The sequence below is a fragment of the Flavobacterium sp. genome, assembly GCF_029242675.1.
Lineage (GTDB): Bacteria > Bacteroidota > Bacteroidia > Flavobacteriales > Flavobacteriaceae > Flavobacterium.
Genome location: NZ_JAQWTM010000435.1, coordinates 1 through 2,299 on the forward strand (window position 1 = coordinate 1; position 2,299 = coordinate 2,299).

Below are 2,299 nucleotides of genomic sequence, written 5' to 3' on the forward strand. Positions count from 1 at the left end.
TAGCGTCAAAAGCATTTCCGCCTTTTTTCATTATGGCTACACCTATTTTTGATGCTTCTTCTCTAGCGGATACGACCATCGCTTTGCTTGCTTGTAATCCTGTAGGCTTATTTACAGCAACTTGCGATTTACAGCCACAACTAATGACAAATAGAAATAGAATGAGTTTTTTCATTATAATAAGTCGTTTTAAGTTTTTTATAGTTGTGAGAATTCTTTTTGTTTCTCGAGTACATGTGCTCTCAATTCTTCAAAAAACAGGGTGAATTCGTTTTCAAATTCAGTGTAAAATTGTTCCAGTTCTTCGGTAGCAGTCCGCATTTGGGATTGATTTTTTGTCCTTCGGTCCATTTGAGTCAAAATTTTATCTATGCCTCCAATAGTTCGATAACTCCATAACCAGTTTTCTCTAAACATGACTTCCATAAAGCCAGCTGTTCTTGGACTCAAAATAGTGGCATTATCTTTTAATGATTGATAAAAACGTTCAATAAAATCCGCTAGATTTTCGTTAGAATACGTACTCCAATTTTTTGCTAAGAAATGATCATAAAAAACATCGACAATTACCCCAGCGTAATGATGGTATCTCGCATGTAATTTTTTAGTACTTTCTCTAAAAATAGGATGCGCATCAGTAAAGGTATCGATGGCTCGATGTAAAAAAATTCCATTTTGAACCTCTGTAGGATAGGTATCAAATTGATTTCCCCGAATACCATCAGCCATAAAATTCCCTATTTTCAATAAGTCACTGTCGCCTGAAAGATAGATGTGTGCTAAAAAATTCATATCGTCTTAATTGTAAGATATCAAATATACAAAGTTTGAAAACGAAGACCATTAGGAATAGGGAGAATAAAAAAAGTTTCTTTGTTTCGGTTTTCTAACCAATGAAAATTATATTTGTATCGAAACTATAGAAAAACTTAAAAAATAACGCATGACTTTAATAAAATCAATATCAGGAATTCGTGGAACGATTGGCGGTAAAGTAGGGGATAACCTGACTCCGGTGGACGCAGTAAAGTTTGCTTCGGCTTATGGAACTTGGCTAAAAAAATATTCGGCTAAAAGCAAACTTACGGTGGTTGTGGGTCGCGATGCCCGTATTTCAGGACCTATGATTCATAATTTAGTAGTGAATACACTAATTGGACTTGGAATTAATGTCATTGATTTAGGATTGTCCACAACCCCAACTGTTGAAATTGCAGTTCCACTTGAAGAAGCCGATGGCGGAATAATTTTGACTGCTTCTCACAATCCAAAGCAATGGAATGCACTTAAATTACTTAACGAAAAAGGGGAGTTTTTGAACGGTGCAGCCGGAGAGCAAATTTTAGAAATAGCGGAAGCTGAGGCCTTTGATTTTTCGGATGTAGATAGTCTAGGTGAAATCACAGAGAATGATGCTTACATGGATATTCACATCGATGAAGTTTTAAATTTACCATTAGTTGATGTGGATGCTGTAAAAGCAGCTCAATTTAAAGTTGTGGTGGATGGTGTGAATTCATCAGGCGGAATTATTATTCCTAAATTATTGGAATTAATGGGCGTGGAGGTCGTAAAGCTGTATTGTGAGCCAAACGGACATTTTCCGCATAACCCAGAACCGCTTAAAGAACATCTAACCGATATTTCAGAATTAGTAGTAAAAGAAAAAGCTCATTTGGGAATTGTAGTCGATCCAGATGTAGACCGTTTGGCTTTCATTTGTGAAGACGGTGAAATGTTTGGTGAAGAGTATACACTCGTGGCTTGTGCCGATTATGTTTTGAGTAAAACACCAGGAAATACGGTATCTAATATGTCATCTTCCCGTGCTTTGCGTGATGTAACTAATAAGCATAACGGAACTTATGAAGCAAGTGCTGTGGGGGAAGTCAATGTGGTGGAGTTGATGAAAAAGAATAATGCAATTATTGGAGGTGAAGGAAATGGTGGTATCATCTATCCGGACTCTCATTATGGCCGTGATAGTTTAGTAGGTGTGGCTTTGTTTTTGACGCATTTAGCGAACAAAAAAATGTCGGTTTCAGCATTGCGAGCTTCGTATCCTGAATATTATATGAGCAAGAATAAAATCGAATTAACACCTCTTATAGATGTAGATGCTATTTTGGTTGCTATGACTGAAAAGTATAAAAATGAAGACATTACTACAGTTGATGGTGTGAAAATCGATTTTGAAACTAACTGGGTACATTTGCGCAAGTCAAATACAGAACCAATTATTCGTATTTACACCGAAGCGCCTTCGCAAGAACAAGCAGATGCGTTGGCAAATCGTATT

2 protein-coding genes and 1 pseudogene are annotated in these 2,299 nt (G+C 36.6%); 1 reads left to right on the plus strand and 2 read right to left on the minus strand.

The genetic code is table 11. The annotated features are described in order from the left end of the window. Together P8M54_RS15835 and P8M54_RS15840 are read right to left on the minus strand one after the other, a co-directional pair. A pseudogene (locus P8M54_RS15835) lies at window positions 1-175 on the minus strand (gamma-glutamyltransferase); the annotation flags it as partial. Window positions 176-198: 23 nt separating this feature from the next. After that, window positions 199-792, minus strand: a complete 594-nt coding sequence (locus P8M54_RS15840) for an ACP phosphodiesterase (protein WP_300289009.1) — start codon at window positions 790-792, stop codon at window positions 199-201. Between the two features lie 151 nt (window positions 793-943). On the opposite strand from P8M54_RS15840, the gene glmM reads away from it, so the two are divergent. Further along, the coding region (gene glmM / locus P8M54_RS15845) for a phosphoglucosamine mutase (RefSeq protein WP_300289010.1) at window positions 944-2,299 on the plus strand (1,356 nt) is incomplete at its 3' end.

Bases quoted from the DNA above. Each gene is read 5' to 3' on its own strand.
- P8M54_RS15840 (WP_300289009.1), bottom strand. From the start codon at position 792: ATGAATTTTTTAGCACACATCTATCTTTCAGGCGACAGTGACTTATTG.